Below are 25,715 nucleotides of genomic sequence, written 5' to 3' on the forward strand. Positions count from 1 at the left end.
TGGTGCAATCCATCCTTCCTTCTCGAAATGCAGTCGAGGCGTGCGATGAAATCCGATGAGAAAACCCTGATCGACGGCCTGTTCAGCCGCCTGCGCGAGGCCGAGGGGCAGTCCGCTCCGCGTGACGCCGAGGCCGAGGCGCAGATCAACCAGCACCTGGTGCGGCAGCCGGCGGCGCCGTACTACATGGCGCAGGTGGTGCTGATCCAGGAAGCCGCGCTGAAGCGCCTCGACCAACGGGTGAAGGAACTCGAGGCGCAGGTCGCCCAGTTGCAGCAGAGCCGTCCGAGCAGCGGCGGCTTCCTCTCCGGCCTGTTCGGTGGCGGCGCGCGCGACGAGCCGGCGCCGAGCCAACCGGGGCGCCCGGCGGGCTGGGGCGAGACGCGTTTCTCCAATCCGGCGGCGGGGGCCGGCGACATGCGTCCGGGTATGGCGCCCGCCGCGGCGGCCGCGCCTTCGCGGGCCAGCGGTTTTCTCGGCGGCGCGTTGCAGACGGCCGCCGGGGTCGCTGGCGGGATGCTGGTGGCCGACCTGCTCACCGGCATGTTCCGCCACAGCCAACCGCAGGAAATCGTCGAGGTGATCCAGGACGTCCCGGTGGATAACCTCGACGCCAGTCAGTTTGCCGATCCCGAGCCGGCGACCGAGCGTTTCGCCGATAGCGACTATCCCACCGACGGCGGTTTCGCCGATGGCGATTTCAGCGATAGCGACTTCAACGACGACTCCAGCTTCCTCGGCGACGACGATTTGTTCACCTGACCGTTAGGGTTGCGGGCCGTGGGCTGCGATAATAGTGGCCCACTGCCGTCGTTCCGGAGTTCCCCTTGAGTCGTCCCGAGTCGCCCGCGGCGAAGAAGATCGCTGTCTTCGCCGATGTGCAGAACCTCTACTACACCGTGCGCCAGGCCTACGGCTGCCATCTCAACTACGCCGCCCTGTGGGCAGACATCGCTCGCGGCGGGAGCATCGTCGAGGCCTATGCCTACGCCATCGACCGCGGCGACCCGCGTCAGCAGCAGTTCCAGCAGATTCTGCGCAACCTCGGTTTCACGGTGAAGCTGAAGCCCTACATCCAGCGTGCCGACGGCTCGGCCAAGGGTGACTGGGATGTCGGCATCACCATCGACGTACTGGATGCCGCGCCGCGGGTGGACGAAGTGGTGCTGCTGTCCGGTGACGGCGACTTCGATCTGCTGCTGGAGAAGGTCATCCGCGCCCACGGCGTCGTGGCTACGGCCTACGGGGTGCCTGGCCTGACCGCCAACGCGCTGATCCGCGCAGCGTCGCGCTACGTGCCGATCGAGGGCGGACTGCTGCTCAAGGGCTGACCGGCCGCGCGCCAGAGGACGATGGGAGACGGCGAATCCGCTAGAATGCCGTCCGTTTCCTTTTTTCCGAGCCGCTCATGACGTTCGCTTCCCTCGGTCTGCTCGACCCCCTGCTCAAGGCCCTCGAAGGGCTCGGCCACGGCACGCCTACGCCGATCCAGGCCCAGGCCATACCTCCGGCGCTCAAGGGCCGCGACCTGCTCGCCGCAGCACAGACTGGCACCGGCAAGACCGCCGGTTTCGCCCTGCCGTTGCTGCAGCGGCTGACCCTGGAGGGGCCGCAGGTCGCTGCCAACTCGGTGCGCGCACTGGTCCTGGTTCCGACCCGCGAACTGGCCGAGCAGGTCCACGCCAGTATTCGCGACTACGGCCAGCACCTGCCGCTGCGTACCGCGGTGGCCTACGGTGGGGTCAGCATCAACCCGCAGATGATGAAGCTGCGCAAGGGGGTGGATATCCTCGTCGCCACTCCCGGGCGGCTGCTCGACCTGTATCGGCAGAACGCGGTGAAGTTCGCCCAGCTCCAGGCGCTGGTGCTGGACGAAGCCGATCGCATGCTCGACCTCGGTTTCGCCCGCGAGCTGGACGAGCTGTTCGCCGCGCTGCCGCGCAAGCGCCAGACCCTGCTGTTTTCCGCGACCTTCTCCGACGCCATCCGCACGCTGGCCCGTGAACTGCTGCGCGACCCGCTGTCCATCGAGGTCAGTCCGCGCAATACCGCGGCGAAGAGCGTCAGGCAATGGCTGGTGCCGGTGGACAAGAAGCGCAAGGCCGAGCTGTTCTGCCACCTGTTGCAGGCCAATCGCTGGCGCCAGGCGCTGGTCTTCGCCAAGACCCGCAAGAGCGTCGAGGAACTGGTCGGACTGTTGCAGCGGCAGGGTATCGCCGCCGACTCGATCCATGGCGACAAGCCGCAGCCGGCGCGGCTGCGCGCCTTGCAGCGGTTCAAGGCCGGCGAGGTAGACCTGCTGGTAGCCACCGACGTGGCCGCGCGTGGCCTGGATATCGAGGAAATGCCGCTGGTGGTCAACTTCGACCTGCCGATCGTCGCCGAGGACTACGTGCATCGCATCGGCCGTACCGGCCGTGCCGGTGCCTCCGGCCAGGCGGTGTCGCTGGTCTGCGCCGACGAAGTGGAGCTGCTGGCGGCGATCGAGACACTGATCGGGCAGACCCTGCAGCGCCGCGAGGAGCCCGACTTCGCGCCGGAACACCGGGTGCCGCAGACCGCACCGGGCGGCGTGGTGCTGAAGAAACCGAAGAAGCCGAAGAAACCCAAGGCCGCGGAGAGCGTCGGCAAGCCCGGCAAGATCCACTTGGGCAGTTGGTTCGACAGCAGCGCGCCGACGGTCAAGGCGGTGCGCAAGGCGCCGGGCTTCGGCGCGGGCGCGGCGGGCAAGCCGAAGAAGCGGCCGTCCGGCAAATAGCGAGGCGCTGGCGTACCGGTCTCTAGCGCCTGCCGCGCAACCAGGCCAGCGCGCCGAGTCCGGCCACGCGTCCGCTGGCGAAGCAGGCGGTCAACAGGTAGCCGCCGGTGGGCGCCTCCCAGTCGAGCATTTCCCCGGCGCAGAACACGCCGGGCAAGCCAGCGAGCATCAGGTTGCGGTCGAGCGCCTCGAAGCGCACGCCGCCGGCGCTGCTGATCGCCTCGTCCAGCGGACGCGGGCGCAGCAGCGTCAGCGGCAGGCGCTTGATCGCCGCCGCCAGGCGGGCCGGCTCGGCATAGGTGGCGGCGGGGGTGAGTTCACGCAGTAGGCCGGCCCGAACCCCATCGATGCCCAACTGGCTGCGCAGGTGATTGGCCATCGACCTGGAGCCGCGCGGGCGAGCCAGGGCTGCCTCGATCTGCTCGCGACGCCTGTTCGGCAACAGGTCCAGCCATACTTCGGCCGATCCCTGTGCCTCGATCCGTTCGCGGATGGCGGCGGAGAGGGCATAGACCAGGCTGCCCTCGATACCGTCGCGGGTCACGACGAATTCGCCCTGGCGCGGCGTTTCGCCCGCCAGTCCCATGGCCACCGGTTTGACCGGAGCGCCGGAGAACTTGTCGCGAAACAGCTCGCTCCAGCCGCCGATCTCGAAACCGCAATTGCTTGGCCGCAGGGGCTCGACCTCGACGCCGCGGGCCCGCAGCAGGGGCACCCAGGCGCCGTCGGAGCCCAGGCGCTGCCAACTGCCGCCACCGAGCGCCAGGATCACGGCGTCGGCCCGTATCGACAGGCGCTCGGCGGCGCTCTGGATGTCCAGCGTACCGTCCGCGTTCCAGCCCAGCCAACGGCAGCGGGTGTGGATGAGCACGCCTTGCTCGCGCAGGCGCTTGAGCCAGGCACGGAGCAACGGCGCGGCCTTCATGTCGGAGGGGAACACCCGGCCGGAACTGCCGACGAAGGTGTCGATACCCAGGCCGTGGATCCAGGCGCGCAACGCATCCGCGTCGAATTCGCCGAGCAGTGCGGCGATTTCCTTCTGGCGCCTGCCATAGCGGCCGAGGAATTGTTCCCTGGCCTCGGCATGGGTGATGTTCATGCCGCCGACGCCCGCGAGGAGGAATTTCCGGCCGACCGAGGGCATGGCGTCGAACACTTCCGTACGTACGCCCGCCTGGCTCAGGACCTCTGCGGCCATCAGGCCTGCGGGACCGCCGCCGACGATGGCGACCTGGGGGGAAGGGGAGGATGCTTGACTGGGCATGTGGACGACGAGCGAGACCTGGGGAAACCGGCGTGCAGTGTAACCGAGGCGAAGACCGCCTCCGAGCCTTGTCGATGCCACCTGGTCCGCTCGCCGTGCGCCTGGTCAGGAACTGATCAACCGTCGCAAGGCCAGGCACGATGCGCTGCGCGAAGCGTTTTTCGCACCTTATCCACAGGCGGTTCCACATGCTTTGTGGAAATCCGCTGACGCTCGTCGCGTGGCAGGAGCGGCTTCCGGTCGCGCTTGCCCGAAGGTGCCCTGGGCCTGGGCTTCGACAGCGAAGCGCCAGGTCAGTGGATCAGCGAATTGCGCTTGGCGAACTCCGCGAGGTCGACCAGCGAACCCAGGCCGAGCTTCTGCAGCAGGCGGGTCTTGTAGGTGCTGACGGTCTTGTTGCTGAGGAACAGCTTCTCGCCGATGGCCTTGTTCGAATAGCCCATGGCGAGATGCTGGAGGACGATCATCTCGCGGTCGGAGAGCAGGCCGATAAGCTCGCTTTCGGAAATGCGCTCCGGCGGGGTGCCGAGGGTATCGAACGTGAGCGAAGGAAAGAACGTGTAGCCAGCGATCACGGCGTTCAGGGCGTTGATCAGGTTGTTCAGGTCTTCTTCCTTGTTGACGAACCCACGGGCGCCGACCTGGATGCAGCGCTTGCAGAACGCCTCTGCGGATTGTGAAGTGAGTACCAGCACCTGGGTGCGCAGTTCCAGGGACTTGATCCGCGAGATCACGGTCAGGCCGTCGAGCTTGGGAATGCCGATGTCGAGAATCACCACGTCCGGTTCGTGCTCCCGGACCAACTGTATGGCATCCACGCCATTGTCCGTCTCGGCCACCACCTGCAAACCATGCTTTTCCAGCAGGACGCGCACGGCGAGGCGGATGACGGGGTGGTCGTCGACGATCAGGACGGTATGCATAAATTCGATTTACCTTGAGGGACCGGGGCAGGGTCGGGATTCGATTTCCCGGGCGCTGCCGCCGGTGGTCATCCATGTTGGGCGCTAGACCGAGATCGCCGTCCAGAATAGCCTGTTGAGGCGGGGCGATTCGGTTTTTCATGTGGAACCATGCTAATCCAACCGAACCTCCAAATCAGTAGGAAAATTCCCACAAAACATGGGGACTTGTCCCATAGGTCTAGTAAGGGAAACACAGCAGTATATCGCCGGTATTTCCTGGAAACCCTGTGTGGACCGTGATGAATGATTTGAATGTTCTGGTGTTGGAGGATGAGCCTTTTCAGCGCCTGGTAGCCGTCACAGCCCTGAAGAAAGTGGTGCCCGGATCGATCCTCGAAGCGGCGGACGGCAAGGAGGCGGTGGCGATCCTGGAGTCCTGCGGACACGTCGACATCGCCATCTGCGACCTGCAGATGAGCGGCATGGACGGCCTGGCGTTCCTTCGCCACGCAAGCCTGAGCGGCAAGGTTCATTCGGTGATCCTCAGCAGCGAGGTGGATCCCATCCTGCGCCAGGCCACCATTTCGATGATCGAGTGCCTGGGCCTCAATTTTCTCGGCGACCTCGGCAAGCCATTCAGCCTGGAGCGGATCACCGCCCTGTTGACCCGCTACAACGCTCGTCGCCAGGACCTGCCGCGACAGATCGAAGTCGCCGAGCTGCCCTCCGTGGCGGACGTGGTGCGCGGCCTCGACAACGGCGAGTTCGAAGCCTACTACCAGCCCAAGGTGGCCCTGGATGGCGGCGGCCTGATCGGCGCCGAGGTCCTGGCACGCTGGAACCACCCGCATCTCGGCGTACTGCCGCCGTCGCATTTCCTCTATGTGATGGAAACCTACAACCTGGTCGACAAACTGTTCTGGCAACTGTTCAGCCAGGGTCTGGCGACGCGCAGGAAGCTGGCGCAGTTGGGGCAGCCGATCAACCTGGCGTTCAACGTCCATCCTTCGCAACTGGGTTCGCGTGCGCTGGCCGAGAACATCTCGGCGTTGCTGACCGAGTTCCACCTGCCGCCCAGTTCGGTGATGTTCGAGATCACCGAGACCGGGTTGATCAGCGCTCCTGCCAGCAGCCTGGAGAACCTCGTGCGTCTGCGGATCATGGGCTGCGGCCTGGCGATGGACGATTTCGGCGCCGGCTATTCGTCCCTCGACCGGCTCTGCGAGTTTCCCTTCAGCCAGATCAAGCTGGACAGAACCTTCGTCCAGAAGATGAAGACCCAGCCCAGGAGTTGCGCCGTCATCAGCAGTGTCGTGGCGTTGGCGCAGGCGCTGGGAATTTCCCTGGTGGTGGAAGGGGTGGAGAGCGACGAACAACGGGTACGCCTGATCGAACTCGGTTGCTCCATAGCCCAGGGCTACCTGTTCGCCCGGCCGATGCCGGAACAGCACTTTCTCGACTATTGCTCCGGATCCTGACGCCGCCGCCCTGGCCTCGGCTGCCGCTAGCCGAACGCCGGGCCTCGCGCCGGACGCGTTTCCTTTCCATACAACTGCCGGCCCTGCCGCACAGACCTTTCATGCGATCAAAACTATTCCTGCTGTTCTTCTGCCTGCTGCTGTCGGGCGGACGCCTGTTCGCCGTCGAAGCGCATCCGTCCCTGACGCTGTTCAGCCAGTTGCGCATCGAGCACGAGGACATGGCGATCGCCGAGGACGACTGGGCCTGGCTGCGCCACAAGGGTCACCTGAGGCTCGGCGCGGCGCTGGACGAGACCTCGCCCTTCAACGTCCGGCTCGACGACGAGAACTACGAAGGCATAACGGCGGACGTCGCCACGCTGGTCGGGCAGTTGCTCGGCATGCGCATCAAGGTCGTGAGCTTCGATACCCATGCGGATGCCGTGGCGGCGCTCGCTGCCGGAAAGATCGACCTGCTTGGCAGCCATTACAGCTCGGCGGGCGATTCTTCCCTGGTGCTCAGCCAACCCTACGCCCGTGACCGATTGGCGGTGTTCAAGCGGATGGGGGAAAAGCGCAACTCGCCGGAGGATCTCGCCGGACTCAGCGTGGCGGTGGCCCGGGAGCATGTCGGGGAATTGCGCCAGCGTTTCCCGCGGGCGCGTTTCGTGGTCTTCGGCAGCCATGACGAGGCCGTTGCCGCGGTGGCTTTCGGACATACCGACCTGTATCTCGACGATGTGCTCAGCGCCTACCACCGGATCAATCGGTCCTATTACGGCTACGTGAGGTTCGAGCGGTTTGCCGATGCCCGCCTGGAAGGGGGCTACGGCTTCCTCCTTCGTCGCGGCGATACGAACCTGTTGCGCGTCGTCAACTCGGCCATCGGCGCGATCAACCAGGACCGTCTCGAAAGCATCGCCAGGCGCTGGGTCGGCAGCGGTTCCCTGCCAACGGGCCAGCGTATCGCGCTGACGCCGCAGGAGAGTCGCTGGATCGCTCGCCACCCGGTGGTGCGGTTGGTCATCAACGACGACCTGGCGCCGCTGGCCTTCTTCAATTCCGACGAGACCTTCTCGGGCATCGCCTCCGACCTGCTGGACATGATTTCCCGCCGCACCGGCCTGCATTTCCAGGTCACGCCTCGCAGTGGCGGCTTCCCCGAGCAGATCGGCGTATTGGCCAGGAAGGAGGCGGACCTGGCGATCATGAGCCGCAGCAGCAAGCGCGAGGAAATGCTGCGTTTCACCCGCTCGTTCCTGTCCACCTCGTACGTCCTCGTCACCCGGGCGGACGACAAGGGACGCGCGGAGAGCCCCGGAAGCCTCGACGGCAAGCGCATAGCGATTCCCGCCGGCCATGTGGGCATGCAACAGGTGCGCGAGCGCTATCCGCAGGCCTCGATGGTGGAGGTCGGCGTCGCGCTGGATGCCATGAACCTGGTCTACGAAGGGCGGGCCGACGCGGCGGTGGTGCCGCTGGTCACCGCTCGCTACTACATCGTCCGGTTGTTCCGCGAGAGGCTGGGGATCGCCGATTTGGTCCCCATCGGCGCGGCCACCGCCCACTTTGCCGTTCGCCGTGGCGACGCCGAACTCCAGTCGATTCTCGACAAGGCCTTGCTGAGCATCTCGCCGGACGACCTGAGCGATATCGTCAATCGCTGGCGCTCGCCGCCGGGGATGAGTGGCCAGACCTGGGTCGACTACATTCTGGTGATCACCGAGATCCTGGCGATCGCAGCGGCCTTGCTGCTGTTCTGCCTGGGCTGGGTCACTTATCAGCGCCGGCAGATCAGGGCGCGCGCGCGGGTCGAACAGGCGCTCAGCGACCAGTTGCGGTTCGTCGAGGCCCTGACCGACTGCATGCCCCCGCCGCTGTATGTGCGCGATGTCAACGGACGGATGCTGTCTTGCAACCGCAGCTACTTGCAGAGCGTCGGCCTGAGTTCCGATGAGGTGATGAACCGCACCGTGCTCGAGCTGCCCATGGAAAACTTCGAGACCGCTCCGGAGTTCCATCGCAGCTACCTGATGGCCATGCGCGAGGGCAGGACCATCGAGGCGGTCTACCCGGTGGCGCTGGGCGGCCGGGAGCGCTGGATCGACCACTGGATCCAGCCGTTCCGCGATTCCAGCGGGACCATCCGCGGTGTCATCTGTGGCTGGCTGGACATCACCGAGCACCGCCAGTTGATCGATGAGCTGGAAGAGGCGAAGAACCTGGCCGACGAAGCGAGCCGGGCCAAGACCACCTTCCTGGCGACCATGAGCCACGAGATACGCACGCCGATGAATGCGGTGATCGGCATCCTCGAACTGGCGCTCAAGCGTGCCGAGACCGGTCGGGTGGACCGTTCCAGCATCGAGATCGCCTATGCCTCGGCGAAGAGCCTGCTGGAGCTGATCGGCGATATTCTCGACATCGCCCGCATCGAGTCCGGTCGCCTCAGCCTGTCGCCGAAACGGGCCAACCTGCGCGAGCTGGTGGAATCGGTGGCACGGGTGTTCGAAGGCCTGGCCCGGCAAAAGCGCCTGAGCCTGGTGCTGGAGATCGATTCGAGTATCAACGGCGACGTACTGCTGGATGCCATGCGCTTCAAGCAGATCCTCTCCAACCTGGTCAGCAACGCGATCAAGTTCACCGACGAGGGCTCGATCCGCATCCGCATCGATGGCCGCCAGGTGGAGCCGTCGCTGTTGCAGGTCAATCTCTGTGTGGAAGACACCGGCATCGGTATTTCCCTGGGCGACCAGCAGCAATTGTTCCGGCCTTTCGCCCAGGTCAACCGCAACCTGCAGAACACCGAGGGCACCGGGCTCGGCCTGGTGATCTCGCGCTCGCTGTGCGAAATGATGGGAGGGCGCCTGGTGATGAGCAGCGAGCTGGGGCAGGGGACGCGGATCGACGTCGAGCTGCGCCTGCAGGTGCTGGAACCGATCGTCGAGAACGTGCGGGCGATCCCGCTCGGCAGTCGCCAGGCGCGGCGGTTGCAGGTGCTGGTGGTGGACGACCATGCGGTCAACCGGCAGATCCTCCATCAACAGCTGAGCTTCCTCGGCCACGACGTAGAGGAGGCGGAAAACGGCCTGAGCGCTCTCAACCTGTGGCATGGGCAACCGTTCGACATGGTCATCACCGACTGTCACATGCCGCTGATGAGCGGCTCCGACCTCGCCCGCTCGATCCGCCAGGAGGAGCGCGAGAATGGCGAGGAACCGGTGGTCATCATCGGCCTCACCGCGGACGCCCAGCCGGAGGAGATCGAGCGCTGCATCCAGGCTGGAATGAACGAATGCCTGATCAAGCCCATCGGTCTCGATGTTCTCGAGGAGCGTCTTCTGGCCCTGGGCTTTGCCGACGACGACCTGCCCGTCACCATCGACGCCGAACCCGTCGCGATACCGTCGGACCCCCGTCTCTACGACCTGGATTCTCTGCATGCGCTGACCGGCGGCGAGCCGACGATGCTCAGGCGGCTGCTCGATGAACTGCTGACCAGCAACCGCAAGGACCTGGAGACCCTCGAGGGACTGGTGCAACGCCAGGAGACCGGCGAACTGGCCGAGCTGGCGCATCGGATCAAGGGCGCGGCGAGGGTGGTGCGTGGCGAGCAACTGGTGGAAAGCTGCCGGCGCCTCGAGGATGCCTGCCTCAGCCCGAACGCCTCGTTCGCCTGGGTGGAGGAGTGCGCCGTTGGGGTGAAACTGGCGATCCTCGCCCTGGACGAGAGTCTGGTGGAAGAGTGCACGGATTGACGTGGCTTGCGCCCTTTGCCCGGGCGGTAAACCAATCGTCATCGCTTTGCCCGAGGATCGGGCATGTCCAGGCGCGGAAAAGACTACACTCCGGTTGGGTAGCCTTTTCCGCGAAGCCTGACCAAAGATCGGAATACCGCCCTCGCGGGCACCCCAGCCGATTCCTGCGGTCAGATAGTCCTTCTGGAGTGCGTTGAACGAAAGGAACCAAGCGATGGCCGACCTGACCAGCCTGAGCATCGAGCATCTGCGCTCGCCACGGCTGTATACCCACCGTCTGATCCTGCGGCCCTGGCTGGTGCAGGACCGAGCCAGGTTCGCCGAGCTGAATGCCGACCCGCGGGTGATGGAGTTCTTTCCGTCCTGCCTGGATCGCGCCCAGAGCGACGCGTTGCTGCGCCGCATCGACGCGCACTTCGCCGAGCACGGTTTTGGCTGGTGGGCGCTGCAGGTCAAGGGCGGCGATCCTTTCATCGGCTACGTGGGGCTGGAGGTCGTGGACTTCGATGCGCCCTTCGTACCCGCGGTGGCCATCGGCTGGCGTCTCGCCGCCGAGCATTGGGCGGAGGGCTTCGCCCACGAGGCGGCCGAGGCGGCGCTGAGCTACGCCTTCGATACCCTTGGCCTGGACCAGGTGGTGGCTTTCACCGTACCGGCCAACGAGAACTCCCTGGGACTGATGGAGCGCCTGGGGATGCATCGCGATCCCACCGACGACTTCGAGCATCCCGACCTGCCCCCCGGCCACCGCTTGCGGCATCATGTGCTGTACCGGTTGACGCGCGAGGACTGGCTTCGCAGATGAGTCGGCCGTTTCCGAAAAGGCCTCCCATGAACGCGAACCTTCCCCCTTCCGCCATTTCCGAACTGCATGGCCCGCGCCTGCTGCTGCGCGCCTGGCGCGACAGCGACCGCGAGGCGTTCGCCGAGATGTGCGCCGACCCGCAGGTAATGGAGTTCTTCCCCAGTGTGCTCGACCGCGCGCAGAGCGACGCCTTGGTCGATCGCGTCCAGGCGCATTTTGCCGAGCGTGGCTACGGGCCCTGGGCCCTGGAGCTACCGGGTGAGGCGGCGTTCATCGGATTCACCGGCCTGTTCGACGTGACCATGGACGTGCACTTCGCCCCGACCGTGGAGATCGGCTGGCGCCTGGCGCCCGCCTACTGGGGCCGTGGATTCGCCCGCGAAGCGGCGGAAACCGCCTTGGACTTCGCCTTCGAGCGGCTGCGCCTGCCCGAGGTGGTGGCCTTCACCACACCGCCCAACCGCCGCTCCTGGGGCTTGATGGAGCGCCTGGGCATGCGTCGCGATCCGGCCGAGGATTTCGACCACCCACTCCTGGCAGCGGATCACCCGATGCGCCGGCATATCCTCTATCGCGTCGACGCGGCCCGCTGGGCGGAGCGGTGAACATGGGCGACGGCGGCGGCGAGGTACTCTCCTACCATCGCCTCAGCATGCATCGCCCGGAGCGCTACGCACCCGGTCCCGGCGGACTGGACTGGGCGACCCAGCCGGCGCCGTTCCGCCAGTACCGGGGCTGCCGGCAAATCGAACTGCTGCATCGGCCGCTGGAGGAGTCGCCACCCTACGACGGGGTGTTTTCCGGGCCGGCGGCCGCGCCCTCTCGGCTCGATCGCCGCAGCCTCTCGCAGATGCTCTACGACGGATTGGCGCTGTCGGCCTGGAAGGAGGCCGGCGGCACTCGCTGGGCGCTGCGGGTCAATCCGTCGAGCGGCAACCTGCATCCCACCGAAGCCTACCTGCTGCTTCCCGGCGGTACCCTGGAGCCGGCGCCGCTGCTCGCCCATTACCGTCCCGACAAGCATGCCCTGGAGGTGCGCGGCGAACTGCCGGCGCCGCTGGCTTCGCTGCTGGATGACTGCTTGCCGGCCGGCGGCTGCCTCCTGGCATTGACCAGCGTGCCCTGGCGCGAGGCCTGGAAATACGGTGAGCGAGCCTATCGCTACTGCCAGCATGACCTCGGCCACGCGCTGGCCTGCCTCTCGATCGCCGCGGCGATCCAGGGCTGGGAGATGCGCCTGCTGCGCGGCGTCGCCGAAAGCGCACTGGACGGCCTGTTCGGCCTTGACCGGGACGGCTTCGCCGAGGGCGAGAGCGTCGACGCACTGTTCTGGATCGGGCCGGCGCTCACGCAGGAGCCTTCCCTTTCGCCGCGCCTGTGCAAAGGGCTGGCGGCCCTGCCGTTGGTCGGCGCACCGAACCGGCTGTCGCGGGAGTACCGGGACTGGCCGGAGTTGCAGCGGATACATGGGCTATGCCGGGCGCCGCGCCTGCCGGCACGCCCGTGGAGGGTCGCACCGGGCGAGCCCGGCAACGACAACCCCGGCCTGCCGCTGCGACCGCTGCTGCATCGGCGGCGTAGCGCGCAGCGCATGGACGGGCGCGCCGGCATCGATGTCGAACTGCTGCGGGCCTGGCTGCGCAGGCTGCTGCCGGAGCGCTCGCCGGTGCCTTTCGCGGTCACCGGCGAGGCCGCGCGGGTCGATCTACTGCTGTTCGTCCATCGCGTCCGGGGCCTGGTGCCGGGGTTGTACTGGCTGGATCGCAGCGGCCTGCGGCGGCCGCCGATGCGCGAGGACTTCCTCTGGCAGCGCGTCGATCCGGAGTTGCCGCTGTACCTGTTGCAGGAAGGCGATGCGCGCGCGCTGTCGGCGTATCTCTCCTGCCAGCAGGACATCGCCGGCGACGGCTGCGTCGCGCTCGCCATGCTCGCCCATCTCGGCGCGGCGCTCGAAGAAGGCCCCTGGTGCTATCCGCGGCTGTACTGGGAATGCGGGCAGCTCGGCCAGTTGCTCTACCTCGAGGCGGAGGCCGCTGGGCTGTCTGGGACGGGTATCGGCTGCTACTACGACCCCCTGGTGCATGAGCTGCTTGGACTAACGGATGAGTCCATGGCCAGTCTCTACCATTTCACCCTCGGCCGCGCGGTGTGGGACACTCGTCTTTGCAACATGCCCGCGTACCCGGCCTTGCGCCGCGACTAGCCCGTCGACAGCCCGAATTCGAGGAAACACCCCATGACCCAGATACTGGACAACCTGGTGGCTTTGCTGAGCCTGGAACCCATCGAGGAGAACCTGTTCCGGGGCATGAGCCAGGATCTCGGCTTCCGCCAGCTCTATGGCGGCCAGGTCCTGGGCCAGGCACTGTCGGCGGCCAGCCAGACGGTGGAGGACGATCGCCACGTACACTCCATGCACGGCTACTTCCTGCGTCCCGGTGACGCCAGCATGCCGGTGGTCTACCAGGTGGACCGGGTGCGCGACGGCGGCAGCTTCAGCACCCGCCGGGTCACCGCGATCCAGAAAGGCCAGCCGATCTTCACCCTGAGCAGCTCCTTCCAGTACGACGAGGAAGGTTTCCACCACCAGATCGAGATGCCCGAGGTGGTCGGCCCGGATAACTTGCCTTCGGAGCTGGAGCTGACCCGCCAGCGCGCCGAGCGGATTCCCGAGCGCATCCGCGACAAGCTGCTGTATCCGAAGCCCATCGAGATTCGTCCGGTCACCCAGCACGACCCCTACGACCCGCAGCCCGACGAACCGGTGAAGTACCTCTGGTTCCGTGCCGACGGCAAGCTGCCGGACGTCCCGGCGCTGCACAAGTACCTGCTGGCCTACGCCTCGGATTTCGGTTTCCTTACCACCTCGATGCAGCCCCATGCCGTTTCGGTGTGGCAGAAGACCATGCAGGTCGCCAGCCTCGACCACGCCCTGTGGTTCCACCGCGACCTGCGCGCGGACGAGTGGCTGCTCTACGCCATCGACAGCCCCTGGGCCGGCAACGCACGCGGTTTCGTGCGCGGCAGCATCTTCAACCAGAGCGGCCAGCTGGTCGCCTCGTCGAGCCAGGAAGGCCTGATCCGCAAGCGTGAGGACTGGGCGTGAGGCTGGCCGACATCCGCCACTGGGTGTTCGACATGGACGGCACCCTGACCCGGGCCGTGCACGACTTCCCGGCGATCCGCCGAGCGCTGGACATCCCCGAGCAGGACGACATCCTGCTGCACCTCGCCGCCCTGCCCGAGGCCGAGGCGGCGGCCAAGCACGCCTGGCTGCTCGAACACGAGCGCGCCCTGGCCGAGGCCGCGCGGCCGGCGCCGGGCGCACTGGAACTGGTGCGCGAGTTGCAGCGGCGCGGCGTGCGCCTGGGCATCCTGACCCGCAACGACCACCAGTTGGCGCTGATCACCCTCGAAGCGATCGGCCTGGGCGGCTGCTTCCCCACCGAGCACATCCTCGGGCGCGGCGAGGCGCGGCCCAAGCCGGACCCTGATGGCTTGCTGCGCATCGCCCGACGCTGGAACGTGACGCCGGCGGAGCTGGTGATGGTCGGCGACTACCGTTTCGACCTCGACTGCGGACGCGCCGCGGGTAGTCGCACGGTGCTGGTCAACCTGCCGGAAAACCCCTGGCCGGAGCTGGCCGACTGGCACGCTGCCGATTGCCATGCGTTGCTCGAGCAACTGCAAACGCCGTAGGAATATCCGGCGGAAAACCTCGAGGGCGGCAGCGCCAGCGGCTCCCCGAAAACGAAAAAAGCGCAGGAGGCCAGGCTCCTGCGCTTTTTTCCTGCGCATCCGTGCGGGATGCGGCGGCCGTTATCAGCCGTTGATCGCGTCGGTCAGCGCCTTGGCCGGAACGAACTTGGCTACACGCTTGGCAGCGATCTCGATCGCCTTGCCGGTCTGCGGGTTGCGGCCGGTGCGCGCGGGACGCTCGGAGACCTTCAGCTTGCCGATACCCGGCAGGGTGATTTCGCCATCGTTCTCCAGGGCGTCCTTGACGATCTCGGCGAGCTGGTCGAGCGCGCTGCGAACGGTGGTCTTCTGCGCGTCGATGGCTTCGGCGATGTCCTGGATCAGTTGGTCTTTGGTCAGTGCCATGGTGGTGTAGCTCCTTGGTAAAAGACTGCGCGAGGGGCCTCGCACAGAAACGGGCGTGATTTTAAACAGCTTGGCGCGAATAAGGTTCCCTTTTCTCCGCTTATTTGTTTCCTCGCACGACGCGCATGACAGAGCCGTTACAGAGGTTTTCGCGGCTGTCCGGAATGATGCCGGCGTCGGTTGCCCGACGCATCCTCATGGTTCTGCCAGGGGCGCATGCCTCCGGTTCTTAGTTAAGGATTATTGGTTATTTATGAGTTAGGGTTTCATCCATTAGGGTTATAAGCAGGACATCCCGTCCCTTTCCATCACCAGAGCCTGCTTACCTCGCGCCAACGCCTGGCCCTCGCTCCCCGTTCGAGGTGCCGCATGAGCGAAGCCCGGCTCCACTCGCCCGACCCCAGGACACCGCGACCCATGGCCGGTTGGGCGGCAAGCCTGCGCGACAGTGGACTGCTGGCGCTGGCAGTGCCGCGCGTGTTCGCCGGCATGGAGCGGGACTGGGGGGAAATCTTCGCTGGCGTCCGCCACCTGGCCGAGCAGGAACTCGAGCTGGCACGGCGCCTGGCCCTGCATCATCTGCAGATCGCTTCCATTCGCCTGCTGGGTAGTCCTGAACAGCAGTGCCGCCTGTTGCCGGCCAGCGTCGAGCGCCGCTGGCTGTGGAGCGAGGCGGTCGATCTGCGGCGCGCCCAGCCCGAAGCGCAGGAGCACTGGCGGGGCGGTTTCCTGGTGGGTGGACGGGGTAGCGATTGCTTCGCCGTGGAAGACGTGGATCGCTTGCTGATCTCAGCCTGGCACGCGCCCTCCCGCGCTCACCTGATCGCTGTCGCCGAAACGGGGCGGGCAGGCATCGACATCTCCGGCCTCGCCGATGGCTCGGGGCTGTTCCTGCCCGCCGGGCAGCGGCTGCATTACCAGCGGCTGCGGCTGCATCCCGAGGACATCCTGGTGCCGCCCGGCCTGCCGCCGACCCCGTGCGGGCAACTGCGCGAAGGCTTGACCCGATTGGCACAGGCCAACCTCGACCTGGGCCAGGCTGCGCGGGTGCCGGGCGACGTGGCGGGGCAGGGAGAGGCGCCGCGTCTCCTCGCCCTCGCGCTGCGTCTTGTCGAACTGGCGGCGGAGTCCTTCCAGGCGGCATTCGCCCGCGGCGGCGCGCTGACATTCCGCGAAAGCGCGGCGGCGTCGCTGCTGGCGAGCGAGGCGGAGGCGGTGGCCCGCGCCGGGCTGCTCGCCTGCCTGCGCCGACAGGCCCTGGAAGCCCGTCTGCTGGGCGCTGCCCTGTAGGGACGGGGTTGCATGGAGCAAGGGCGGAAGGGCATCCGGGTGCGCATTCGCGCTCATAAACTAATTCCAAAATATTATTTATATCGAGTTTTTTATATCTGTAATCTGCATCGCACCGGACCACCGGACTCGCTGTCGCCACCCATTGCCCGTCCCTGGTCCGTTCTCCTCCGGAGCGCGGCACCGTTGCCTCCGAGGTTCGCCCGATGAAACGCCCGAATTCCCTGCACCGCCTGGTGGCAGCCCTGGCCTTTGCCAGCCTTTCCGTCGCCGCCCAGGCCGCCGACATCACGGTCGGCTACCAGACCGGCATCGACCCGACCAAGGTGCCCCAGGCCGATGGCCTGTACGAGAAAGCCATCGGCGAGAAGATCGACTGGCGCCGCTTCAACAGCGGTCCGGAAGTGATCGCCGCGCTCGCCTCCGGAGACCTGCAACTCGGCAACATCGGGTCCAGCCCGCTGGCAGCGGCGACCTCGCGGAAGCTGCCGATCGTCGCCTTCATCGTTTCCGCGCAGATCAACGCCGCCGAGGCGCTGGTGGTGCGCAATGGAAGCGGGATCGGGAAACCCGAGGACCTGGTCGGCAAGACCATCGCTACCCCGTTCGTTTCAACCTCCCACTACAGCCTGCTCGGCGCCCTCAAGCACTGGCAGATCGATCCGTCCAAGGTGAAGATCGTCAACCTCAACCCGGCCGAGATCGCTGCCGCCTGGCGTCGCGGCGACATCGACGGGGCCTTCGTCTGGTCGCCGGCGCTGGGCGAGATCAAGAAAAGCGGCAAGGTCCTCACCGACGCCGCCGAAGTCGGCCAGTGGGGTGCGCCGACCTTCGAGGTGTGGGTGGCGCGCAAGGACTTCGCCGAGAAGCATCCTGAAATCGTCGCCCGCTTCGCCCGCGTCAGCCTCGATTCCTTCGCCGACTACAACGCGCACAAGGCCGAATGGACCGCCGACTCCGAGCCGGTGAAGAAGATCGCCCGGCTGACCGGCGCCGATCCCAGGGACGTCCCCGAACTGCTGGCCGGCTCGACCTTCCCGGAAAGCCAGGCGCAACTGTCCGCCGACCTGCTCGGCGGCGGCACCGCCAAGGCTATCGCCGGCACTGCCGAATTCCTCAAGGAACAGAAGCGCGTGCCGGCCGTCCTCGGCGACTACTCGCCCTACGTCAGCGCCGACTTCGTGCGCCAGGCGGAGCAGGTCCAGGTCGGCCAGCGCTGAATTCCGCGACTCCGCTCCGGCCTGTCGAAGCGGAGGCTTTCTTACCCTACGGAGGGCAGAACACATGAGCCGTCTGACGGCCGAGGCGATCAGCCTCTCATTCGAACAGCGCGGCCAGCGCCGCGCCATCCTCCGCGATCTCAGCCTGGGCCTGGCCAAGGGCGAGTCGCTGGTGGTGCTGGGCCCGTCGGGCTGCGGCAAGTCGACACTGTTGAACATCCTCGCCGGTTTCCAGACGCCGGACCAGGGACGCGTGCAGATCGACGGCCGGACACTCGAAGGGCCTGGCGGCGAGCGCGGCGTGGTGTTCCAGGACGACGCCCTGATGCCCTGGCTCAACGCCCTCGACAACGTCGCCCTGGGCCTGCGCATTCGTGGCCTGGGCAAGGCCGAGCGCACCGCGCGGGCGCGCCAGGTCCTGCAACTGGTGGGCCTCCAGGAGTACGCCGAGCAGTCCGTCGCCCAGCTCTCCGGCGGCCAGCGGCAACGCCTCGGGCTGGCACGCGCGCTGGCGGTCGAGCCGGACTTCCTGCTGCTCGACGAGCCGTTCGGCGCGCTCGACGCGCTGACCCGCGAACGCATGCAGGTGCTCCTGCTGGACCTGTGGAAGCAGACCGGCAAGGGCCTCTTCCTGATCACCCACAGCGTCGACGAGGCCCTGTTCCTGGCTACCGACCTGGTGGTGATGGACGGCCCGCCGGCGCGCATCGTCAAGCGCCTGCCGGTGGACTTCGCGCGGCGCTACGCCGCCGGTGAAACGGTGCGCTCGATCAAGGCCGATCCCGAGTTCGGCCGTTTGCGCCAGGCGTTGCTGGACGAATTCCTCGATGTCGCGGAGGCCGAACATGCCCACTGATACCCTCGAACTCGCCGCCGCCAAGCCTGTCCCGCGCAAGCGGCGCCTGCCCGGCGACCGTCGGCGCTGGGCCGCCGGCGCCAGTGTGCTGGCCCTGGCCCTGCTGTGGTGGGCGGCGACCCGTTTCGGCTGGGTCGACGTGCTGTTCCTGCCGGCGCCCGAACAGCTCTTCGAAGCCCTGCAACGGCTATGGCAGGAGGGCTACCTCGATGCCAGCCTGCTGCAACACGTCGGCACCAGCCTGCTGCGGGTGCTCCTGGCGCTCGGCGCCGCGGTGCTGACGGCGATCCCGCTGGGCGTGCTGATGGGCCTCAATCCCCTGGCCGGCGCCGCCCTCGATCCGCTGGTGGAGTTCTACCGGCCGATCCCGCCGCTGGCCTACCTGCCGCTGATCGTCATCTGGTTCGGCATCGGCGAGCTGAGCAAGGTGCTGCTGATCTACCTGGCGCTGTTCGCGCCGCTGCTCATCGCTACCGCCGCCGGCGTGCGTCGCGTCGACCGATCGCGGGTGCAGGCGGTGCGCTGCCTGGGAGCCAGCCGCTGGCAGGTGGTGCGCTACGTGATCCTGCCGAGCGCCTTGCCGGAGGTCCTCACCGGCCTGCGCATCGCCCTCGGCGTCGGCTGGTCGACCCTGGTCGCTGCCGAACTGATCGCGGCCAATCGCGGCCTCGGCTTCATGGTCCAGTCCGCCGCGCAATTCCTCGCCACTGACGTGGTGGTGGTCGGCATCCTGCTGATCGCCGCCATCGCCCTGGCCTTCGAACTGGGGCTGCGCTGGGTCCAGCGGCGCTTCGCCGCCTGGGGCTGAACGCGAGAGTCCCGAGTCATTCCCGAACCGGCCTTCACCCTCGCGGCGAAGGCCGGAGCGAGGGCGCATAGGACGCGCCCGCAACCTGCCCGACGAGTAGCACGACATGAGCCTGACCATCCAACCCATCAGCCCGGCCCTGGGCGCCATCGTTTCCGGCATCGACCTCGGCGCGCCGCTGGACGACACCGGCCAGCGGGCCATCGAGCAGGCCCTGCTCGAACACCAGGTGCTGTTCTTCCGCGACCAGTCGCTGGAACCCAGGAGCCAGGCGCGCTTCGCCGCCCGCTTCGGCGACCTGCACATCCATCCGATCTACCCCAGCGTGCCGGAGCAGCCGGAGGTCATCGTCCTCGACACCGCGGTCACCGACGTGCGCGACAATGCCATCTGGCACACCGACGTGACCTTCCTCGAGACCCCGGCGCTGGGAGCCGTGCTCGCCGCCAAGCAATTGCCGCCGTACGGCGGCGACACCCTCTGGGCGAGCAGCACGGCGGCCTACGAGGCGCTGTCGGCGCCGCTGCGGCGTCTGCTGGACGGCCTCACGGCGACCCACGACATCGGCAAGTCCTTCCCCCGCGAGCGCTTCGGCGTCACCGAGGCTGACCTGGCGCGCCTGGAGGAGGCCCGCCTGAAGAATCCGCCGCGCTCGCATCCGGTGGTGCGCACCCATCCGCTCACCGGGCGCAAGGGCCTGTTCGTCAGCGATGGCTTCACCACCCGCATCAACGAACTGGAGCCGGCCGAGAGCGATGCGCTGCTGACGTTCCTCTTCGCCCATGCCACGCGACCTGAATTCACCGTGCGCTGGCGCTGGCAGGAAAACGACGTGGCGTTCTGGGACAACCGCGTGACGCAGCACTACGCGGTGGACGACTACCGGCCCCAGCGGCGGGTCATGCATCGCGCCACCATCCTCGGCGACAAGCCCGTCTGACGCCACCGCGCGCGGGCTTGCTCCGGCGGCCCGCGCCGGCAACTGTCCGTTCCGCCAGCTTTTCCTCTCGAAAAGGTCGCCTCTGCGACATTCGCTGTCGTGTCCCGGCGTGCCGCTCTCGCCTAAGCTTGGCGGGTCCAATTGTTTCGAGAGTTTTCATCCATGCAAGAACGCATCCCGGATGAGCTGACCCTGCCAGAGCTCACCCTGCGTGGCCTGATCCTCGGTGCGCTGATCACCGTGGTCTTCACCGCCTCCAACGTCTACCTCGGTCTGAAGGTCGGCCTGACCTTCGCCTCGTCGATCCCGGCGGCGGTGATCTCGATGGCCGTCCTGCGCTACTTCTCCGGCGCCAACATCCTCGAGAACAACATGGTGCAGACCCAGGCCTCGGCGGCCGGCACCCTGTCCTCGATCATCTTCATCCTTCCCGGCCTGCTGATGATCGGCTACTGGAGTGGCTTCCCGTTCTGGCAGACCGCGGCGATCTGCTCCATCGGCGGCATTCTCGGGGTGCTCTATACCATTCCGCTGCGCCGGGTGATGGTGGTGCAGAGCGAACTGCCGTATCCGGAAGGGGTGGCGGCGGCGGAAATCCTCCGGGTCGGCAGCGACGGCGCCGAGGACGAGGAAGACGCCCGCGCGCCGCGTGCCGCCGGTAACGCGCCGGGGCTCTACGACATCCTCGGCGGCGGCCTGGTGGCGGCGCTGTTCAGCCTCTGGAGCAGCGGCTTCAAGGTTCTCGCCGAAGGCTTCAGCGTCTGGCTCAGTGCCGGGCAGGCGGCGTTCCGCCTTTCCACCGGTTTTTCCCTGGCGCTGGTCGGTGCCGGCTACCTGATGGGCATCACCGCCGGCATCGCGATCCTCATCGGCGTGCTGATCTCCTGGGGCGTCGCGGTGCCGCTGCTGACCGTCAACAGCGTGCCGGCCGACGGCCAGAGCCTGTCGGACCTGGCCACCCAACTGTGGAGTTCGCAGGTGCGCTTCCTCGGCGCCGGCACCATCGGCGTGGCCGCGCTGTGGACCCTGGCGACCCTGTTCAAGCCGATGGTACGGGGCGTCTGGGCCTCCCTCGGGGCAGTGCGCGGCAATAGCCAGGCGAACAGCCTGCGCACCGAGCTGGACATGCCGGCCAAGTGGATCCTGCTGATCGCCGGGATACTGCTGGTCTCGCTGTTCGTGGTCTTCAGCCACTTCCTCGGTGCCGCCGCGCCGGACATGGCCAGCCCGCAGTTCTGGAGTCTGGTGGCGGTATGCGTGGTGTTCGCCTTCTTCTTCGGCTTCCTGATCGCCGCCGCCTGCGGCTACATGGCCGGCCTGGTCGGTTCGTCGAGCAGTCCGATCTCGGGGATCGGAATCATCGCGGTCATCCTGGTGTCGTTGCTGATACTCGGCTTCGGCAGCATCGAGGGCGGCCTGCTGGACCGCGAGAACGGCAAGCTGGCGATCGCCCTGGCGCTGTTTACCACCTCGGTGGTGCTGGCCATCGCGGCGATCTCCAACGACAACCTGCAGGACCTCAAGACCGGCTACCTGGTCGGCGCCACGCCCTGGCGCCAGCAGGTCGCGCTGATCGTCGGCTGCATCGTCGGCGCGCTGGTGATCCCCCCGGTGCTGGAACTGCTCTACAGCGCCTACGGCTTCACCGGGGCCCTGCCGCGCGAGGGAATGGACCCCGGCCAGGCCCTGGCCGCGCCGCAGGCGACCCTGATGACGGCGATCGCCAGCGGGATTTTCCACGACGCGCTGAACTGGAACATGATTCTCATCGGCGTCGCCCTGGGCATCGCCCTGATCCTCGTCGACCTGCTCCTGCGCCGTACCGGCAAGGCCTGCCTGCCGGTGCTGGCGGTGGGCCTGGGGATCTACCTGCCGCCGACCATCGGCATGACCCTGGTGGTCGGCGCGCTGATTTCCTGGCTACTGGAAAATGCCCTGAAGAAGCGCGCGGCGGCAGCCGGGGTCGACGAAGAGACCTATGCCGAAGAGCCGAAGCGACGCGGCGTGCTGCTGGCCTCGGGGCTGATCGTCGGCGAGAGCCTGATGGGCATCCTGCTCGCCGGGGTGATCGGCGCCACCGGCGAGGACGCGCCGCTGGCGCTGGCCGGCGCCGGCTTCGCGGGCATCGCCCAATGGCTGGGACTGGTGGTATTCGTCGCGATCTGCGTGCTGTTCTACCGGCGAGTGCTGGCGCGCTGAGGGATTCGCAGCTGCACGGGGATGGGATGTTGCCGCTAGCGTCATTCCCCGCGGTCAGGGACGGAAGATGAGGGAAGGGGCGCCCTGCGCGCCCCCTTTTCCTGCGCTCAACGCACCAGGTGCAGGAACTGCAGGTGCCGCTCGTACTGGTCGAGCATGTCGTTGATGATCTGCTCCTTGGTGTAGCCCATCAGATCGTAGTCCTGGCTACCTTCGGCGAGATGCACCTCGGCACGGAAGTAGCGGCGATTCTTCAGGTGCAGGCCGCCCATGCCGGCACGCGCGAAGGACGGCGTGAAGTAGCCGCGCATCAGCACCTGATAGAGGAACCGATGCTGCTCGCCATGACCGATCTCCAGGCTCAGCGAGGCGTTGCCCGGGTCGAGCTGGGCGTCCACCGCCAGGCCCTTCTCGCGGAACACCTCGGAAACCTCGCTGATCGCCGGGCGCACCACGTCGTTCATGAAGCGGTACACCTCGTCCCGCGAGGGGAAGTGCACGGCCTGCGACAGGCGTCGCTTCCAGCCGCCGGAGCGCTTGCCGTTGCCGCTCATCAGCGGCGCCAGGGAGTGGCTCCGCGCCCGCTGGCGCTGCGACTCCATGTAGAAGGCCTTGTGCAGGCCCCACATCATCAATAGCAGGATCAGCGAGAAGGGCAGGGAGGTCAGCACCACCGCCGACTTCAGCGCGTCGATGCTGCCGGCGAACAGCAGCCCGCCGGTGACCAGCGCGGTGACCGAGCCCCAGAACACCCGCAGCCACTTCGGTCCGTCGTCGTCGGCGCTGCCGCCGTGGGCGGAGAGGGTGGAGAGGACCACGGTGCCGGAGTCCGCCGAGGTGACGAAGAAGACGAAGCTGACCAGCACAGTGACGGTGATCACCGCGCGGCTCCAGGGGTAGTTCTGGAGCATCTGGTAGAGGGCCATCGACGGCTGCTCGATGGCCACCCGGCCGAGTTCGCTGGCGCCGCCGAGGGCCTGCTCCAGGGCGCTGTTGCCGAAGATCGACATCCACGCCAGGGTGAAGCCGAGCGGGATGAACAGCACGCCGAAGACGAATTCGCGGATCGTCCGGCCGCGCGAGATGCGCGCGATGAACAGGCCAACGAAGGGCGCCCAGGCGATCCACCAGGCCCAGTAGAACACCGTCCACGAGCCCAGCCAGTCGCTGGGACCGCCGTAGGCGTAGAGGTCGAAGCTCTTGCCCGGCAGGTGGCCGAGGTAGTCGCCGACGTTCTGCACCAGGGTGTTGAGCAGGTGCTGGGTCGGACCGGCGAACAGCACGAACAGCAGCAGGCTGCAGGCCAGCAGCATGTTGATGTCGGAGAGGATGCGGATGCCCTTGTCGACCCCGGAGACCGCCACCGAGATCGCCGCGCCCATCATCAGCACGATGAGCGCCATCTGCACCGGGTGGGTATGCGGGATGGCGTACAGGTAGTCCAGCCCGGAGTTGAGCTGGAGCACGCCGAAGCCCATGTCGGCGCCGAGGCCGAACACCGTGGCGATGATGCCGAAGCAGTCCACCGTGTAGCCGATCGGCCCGTTGATGCGCTTGCCGATCAACGGGTAGAGCGCCGAGCGCAGGGCCAGTGGCAGGTTGTGGCGGTAGGCGAAGTAGGCCAGGGCCATCGCCACCAGGGCGAACACGCCCCAGCCGTGCAGGCCCCAGTGCAGGAACAGCAGTTCCATGGCCTGCCGCGCGGCTTCCTGGGTACCGGCCTCGCCTTGCGGCGGCTGGAGGAAGTGGGTCAACGGCTCGGATACGCAGAAGAAGAACAGGGTGATGCTGATGCCGGCGGCGAACAGCATGCCGGCCCAGGACAGGTAGCTGAATTCCGGCTCGTCGTGGTCGGCACCGAGCTTGATCTTGCCGTAGCCGGAAAGCGCGGTGACCACCACGAAGATCAGGTACAGCGTCATCGCCAGCAGGTAGTACCAACCGACGGTCTGCGAGGCCCAGGTCTGTGCGGCCAGCAGCCATTCGCCGGCGCGCTGGGGGAAGCCGATGACCACCGCGGCGAACAGCAGGATCAGGATCGCCGCACCGTAGAACACCGGGGGATTCATGCGGATGGGCGTGGGGGTGGAGGGGGTGGCGGAGGGCGATTGTGCGTCAGTCAAAACAGGCTGGTCTCCTCGTCCTTAATTTGATCAAGCGTTCAATATAAACACGATCAAGGGCTCGGGAGCCAATCCTTCGGACGTATGGAAGCCTTCGGCGCCGCGCTTTTCCCGCACGTTCGCCGAAGGATTCCTTCAGTTCGCCGCCAGTCCCAGGCGCCGCCTTCCCGCCTCCTCGTCGCCGCCTGCCTGCTCGGTGGCCAGTTGCAGGAGCAGGGCCTGTACCTGCTCCAGCGACGGCGCTCCGGCTTGGCCGAGCAGGCGCCGCAGACCGGCCAGCGATGGGTCTGGCGTTGCCCCGCCAAAATTCAGATGCTGCGGCAGGATTTCTTCCTTGTCGCTGACCAGCAGGGCGAAGTGGACGACGTTTTCCAGCTCGCGGATGTTGCCTGGCCAGGGATAGCTCTCGAGGACCCGCTGGGTTTCCACGCCGATGGCCGGCACCGGCAGGTCCAGGCGCTGGGCATAGACGCCGATGAAGTATTCCGCCAGCGGCAGGATGTCTCCCGGACGTTCGCGCAATGGCGGCAGGCTCAGGCGGCCGTCGTGCAGGTACTGCTGCAGGCCGGCCAGGAACTTGCCGGCGCGCACCGCCTGGTCCAGGTCGACGCTGGTGGCGGTGACCAGGCGCACGTCATGGGGAATCGGCTGCTGCGCGCCGACCCGCAGCACCTCGCGTTCCTCCAGCGTCTGTAGCAGCCTGGCCTGCAACGTCAGCGGCAGGTCGCCGATCTCGTCCAGGTACAGGGTGCCGCCATTGGCCGAACCGAACCAGCCGGCGCGGCTGCCGACCGGGCCGTTGTGGGCGCCGGGGGCGTAGCCGAACAGCTCGGCTTCGGCGTGGTTGCGACTGAGGGCGCTGCAACTGACCGCGACGAACAGACCGGCGCGTTCGCTGTGGCGGTGGATCTGCCGGGCGAGCAGCTCCTTGCCGGTGCCGGTCTCGCCTTCGATCAGCACCGGCTGGCCCTGCGGCGCGAGGCGCTCGAGTTCTTCGCGGACCCGGTGCGAGCGTGGGTCGAAGAACACCAGGGCCTTGGCGCGGATGCTCAGCGGACTGCGGTCGGCGTCGGGGAAGGTCAACGGCGCGGGGCGTGGTTTCTCGCTCATGGGTAACTCCTTGACGGCACGGGGCGCCTCCAGCGCCTGCGCCGCGACGACGGACCGGGACGGCTGCGGGCGGGGGCCGTTGCGGAAAAAGAAACGCCGGTGCAAGCCATGCGAC

General features: G+C 67.1%; 21 protein-coding genes. 16 read left to right on the forward strand and 5 right to left on the reverse strand.

Annotation, left to right across the window (positions count from 1 at the left end; translation table 11 throughout):
• Positions 1–45 precede the first annotated feature (45 nt).
• The 3 genes from M6E97_RS01610 to M6E97_RS01620 all read left to right on the forward strand — a co-directional run bounded on the left by M6E97_RS01610 (position 46) and on the right by M6E97_RS01620 (position 2,758).
• A complete protein-coding gene (locus tag M6E97_RS01610; protein ID WP_023100826.1) occupies positions 46–762 on the forward strand; it encodes a DUF2076 domain-containing protein in 717 nt (238 codons plus the stop codon).
• Between the two features lie 65 nt (positions 763–827).
• A complete protein-coding gene (locus tag M6E97_RS01615) occupies positions 828–1,331 on the forward strand; it encodes an NYN domain-containing protein (protein WP_003093104.1) in 504 nt (167 codons plus the stop codon).
• A gap of 77 nt (positions 1,332–1,408) precedes the next feature.
• Positions 1,409–2,758, forward strand: coding sequence for a DEAD/DEAH box helicase (locus tag M6E97_RS01620; RefSeq protein ID WP_023099229.1), 1,350 nt, complete (start codon positions 1,409–1,411; stop codon positions 2,756–2,758).
• A gap of 22 nt (positions 2,759–2,780) precedes the next feature.
• Here M6E97_RS01620 and M6E97_RS01625 read toward each other — a convergent pair whose 3' ends face one another.
• Both M6E97_RS01625 and M6E97_RS01630 read right to left on the reverse strand, forming a co-directional pair.
• Complete coding sequence (locus M6E97_RS01625) at positions 2,781–4,022, reverse strand: TIGR03862 family flavoprotein (protein ID WP_003110392.1); 1,242 nt, start codon at positions 4,020–4,022, stop codon at positions 2,781–2,783.
• Between the two features lie 293 nt (positions 4,023–4,315).
• Entirely contained in the window at positions 4,316–4,945 is a 630-nt protein-coding gene (locus M6E97_RS01630) for a response regulator transcription factor (RefSeq protein WP_003093094.1), read from the reverse strand.
• A 281-nt stretch (positions 4,946–5,226) separates the two neighbouring features.
• On the opposite strand from M6E97_RS01630, the gene rocR reads away from it, so the two are divergent.
• From rocR to M6E97_RS01665, 7 genes are all read left to right on the forward strand, one after another.
• Positions 5,227–6,405, forward strand: coding sequence for a two-component system response regulator cyclic di-GMP-specific phosphodiesterase RocR (rocR, locus tag M6E97_RS01635; protein ID WP_003106013.1), 1,179 nt, complete (start codon positions 5,227–5,229; stop codon positions 6,403–6,405).
• A 101-nt stretch (positions 6,406–6,506) separates the two neighbouring features.
• Complete coding sequence (locus tag M6E97_RS01640; protein ID WP_019485123.1) at positions 6,507–10,145, forward strand: transporter substrate-binding domain-containing protein; 3,639 nt, start codon at positions 6,507–6,509, stop codon at positions 10,143–10,145.
• A gap of 214 nt (positions 10,146–10,359) precedes the next feature.
• The gene (locus M6E97_RS01645) at positions 10,360–10,950 is read left to right on the forward strand and encodes a GNAT family N-acetyltransferase (protein WP_003110394.1); all 591 of its coding nucleotides are present in this window, start codon (positions 10,360–10,362) and stop codon (positions 10,948–10,950) included.
• A gap of 26 nt (positions 10,951–10,976) precedes the next feature.
• Positions 10,977–11,555 carry a GNAT family N-acetyltransferase gene (locus tag M6E97_RS01650; RefSeq protein ID WP_003110395.1) on the forward strand — a complete coding sequence of 193 codons (579 nt, stop codon included), beginning with the start codon at positions 10,977–10,979 and terminating at the stop codon, positions 11,553–11,555.
• 2 nt (positions 11,556–11,557) lie between these two features.
• Positions 11,558–13,153 carry a SagB/ThcOx family dehydrogenase gene (locus tag M6E97_RS01655; protein ID WP_034005677.1) on the forward strand — a complete coding sequence of 532 codons (1,596 nt, stop codon included), beginning with the start codon at positions 11,558–11,560 and terminating at the stop codon, positions 13,151–13,153.
• 33 nt (positions 13,154–13,186) lie between these two features.
• On the forward strand, positions 13,187–14,056 hold the full coding sequence (gene tesB, locus M6E97_RS01660; RefSeq protein WP_003093084.1) for an acyl-CoA thioesterase II: 870 nt from the start codon (positions 13,187–13,189) through the stop codon (positions 14,054–14,056).
• The gene (locus tag M6E97_RS01665; protein ID WP_003107576.1) at positions 14,053–14,649 is read left to right on the forward strand and encodes an HAD family hydrolase; all 597 of its coding nucleotides are present in this window, start codon (positions 14,053–14,055) and stop codon (positions 14,647–14,649) included. The genes tesB and M6E97_RS01665 overlap by 4 nt, the downstream gene beginning before the upstream one ends.
• A gap of 123 nt (positions 14,650–14,772) precedes the next feature.
• On the opposite strand, the gene M6E97_RS01670 is transcribed toward M6E97_RS01665, so the two are convergent.
• Positions 14,773–15,099, reverse strand: coding sequence for an HU family DNA-binding protein (locus M6E97_RS01670; protein ID WP_223198316.1), 327 nt, complete (start codon positions 15,097–15,099; stop codon positions 14,773–14,775).
• Between the two features lie 324 nt (positions 15,100–15,423).
• Between M6E97_RS01670 and M6E97_RS01675 the strand changes: the two genes are divergently transcribed.
• The 6 genes from M6E97_RS01675 (at position 15,424) to M6E97_RS01700 (ending at position 22,367) form a co-directional block, all read left to right on the forward strand.
• Positions 15,424–16,344 carry an acyl-CoA dehydrogenase gene (locus tag M6E97_RS01675; RefSeq protein WP_079380882.1) on the forward strand — a complete coding sequence of 307 codons (921 nt, stop codon included), beginning with the start codon at positions 15,424–15,426 and terminating at the stop codon, positions 16,342–16,344.
• Positions 16,345–16,550: 206 nt separating this feature from the next.
• Positions 16,551–17,564, forward strand: coding sequence for a taurine ABC transporter substrate-binding protein (tauA, locus tag M6E97_RS01680; RefSeq protein ID WP_003114314.1), 1,014 nt, complete (start codon positions 16,551–16,553; stop codon positions 17,562–17,564).
• A 64-nt stretch (positions 17,565–17,628) separates the two neighbouring features.
• Positions 17,629–18,420, forward strand: coding sequence for a taurine ABC transporter ATP-binding protein (locus M6E97_RS01685; RefSeq protein ID WP_003093072.1), 792 nt, complete (start codon positions 17,629–17,631; stop codon positions 18,418–18,420).
• Positions 18,410–19,228, forward strand: coding sequence for an ABC transporter permease subunit (locus M6E97_RS01690; RefSeq protein WP_003110400.1), 819 nt, complete (start codon positions 18,410–18,412; stop codon positions 19,226–19,228). Before M6E97_RS01685 ends, M6E97_RS01690 begins: the two co-directional genes overlap by 11 nt.
• 106 nt (positions 19,229–19,334) lie before the next feature.
• Positions 19,335–20,168 (forward strand): taurine dioxygenase, encoded by an 834-nt coding sequence (tauD, locus tag M6E97_RS01695; protein ID WP_003093068.1) that lies wholly within the window; start codon positions 19,335–19,337, stop codon positions 20,166–20,168.
• Positions 20,169–20,330: 162 nt separating this feature from the next.
• The gene (locus M6E97_RS01700) at positions 20,331–22,367 is read left to right on the forward strand and encodes an OPT family oligopeptide transporter (protein WP_034005679.1); all 2,037 of its coding nucleotides are present in this window, start codon (positions 20,331–20,333) and stop codon (positions 22,365–22,367) included.
• A 107-nt stretch (positions 22,368–22,474) separates the two neighbouring features.
• On the opposite strand, the gene betT is transcribed toward M6E97_RS01700, so the two are convergent.
• Together betT and M6E97_RS01710 are read right to left on the reverse strand one after the other, a co-directional pair.
• Positions 22,475–24,436, reverse strand: a complete 1,962-nt coding sequence (gene betT / locus M6E97_RS01705) for a choline BCCT transporter BetT (protein ID WP_003119234.1) — start codon at positions 24,434–24,436, stop codon at positions 22,475–22,477.
• A 189-nt stretch (positions 24,437–24,625) separates the two neighbouring features.
• On the reverse strand, positions 24,626–25,600 hold the full coding sequence (locus M6E97_RS01710) for a sigma 54-interacting transcriptional regulator (protein WP_034064885.1): 975 nt from the start codon (positions 25,598–25,600) through the stop codon (positions 24,626–24,628).
• Positions 25,601–25,715 lie beyond the last annotated feature (115 nt).

The sequence above is a fragment of the Pseudomonas sp. B111 genome (assembly GCF_026428275.1).
Taxonomy (GTDB): Bacteria; Pseudomonadota; Gammaproteobacteria; order Pseudomonadales; family Pseudomonadaceae; genus Pseudomonas; species Pseudomonas aeruginosa.